Here is a 649-nt window from a genome sequence, read left to right on the forward strand (position 1 = left end):
ACCACTGATGCATAGTTCACCAACGACTCCTATAGGCACTAACTCTTGCTGTTCACTAAGAATGTAAATCTGGGTGTTGGAGATAGGAGAGCCTATTAATGGGGTACGACGATCTAGATTATTTTGAATCGAACTTATCTCATGAGTGGTTACTACATGAGTCTCTGTAGGTCCATAATGATTATACAATTTAGTTTTGGACTCTCGTAAATACTTTATAGCATCATTAGAGAGTTGTAATTGACTTCCTGCAACAATGATATGTTGTAAATTTGGTACTATGGCTAAAAAATCTTCTGTCCTTAAAAGGTTAAACAAAGAAGTAGGTAAAAAAGTAATATCAATTTCATGAGACATTATGAACTTTGAAAGTGCTATTATGTCTTTTTTCACCTCAGAAGAGAGTATGTATAATGACTGACCCTGAGTAAGAGTAAAGAAAATCTCCTGAAAAGAAACATCAAAACTAATACTTGAAAAATGAGTCACGTTTTTCCCAGAAAAAGCGAGTCTTTTTTGATCAAAGATCAAATTGTATAATGCATCATGAGGCATCATAACTCCTTTAGGTTTCCCTGTACTTCCAGATGTATAGATGACATAGGCTAGGGTTTGAGGAGTGGCAATTGTACCGAAAGAATCTATTGAT

1 protein-coding gene is annotated in these 649 nt (G+C 34.8%); it reads right to left on the reverse strand.

Annotated features, from left to right (window positions below; translation table 11 throughout):
- The coding region (locus WBG07_RS19415; protein ID WP_340203800.1) for an AMP-binding protein at positions 1-649 on the reverse strand (649 nt) is incomplete at both ends.

The sequence above is a fragment of the Ascidiimonas meishanensis genome (assembly GCF_037782385.1).
Classification (GTDB): Bacteria; Bacteroidota; Bacteroidia; order Flavobacteriales; family Flavobacteriaceae; genus Ascidiimonas; species Ascidiimonas meishanensis.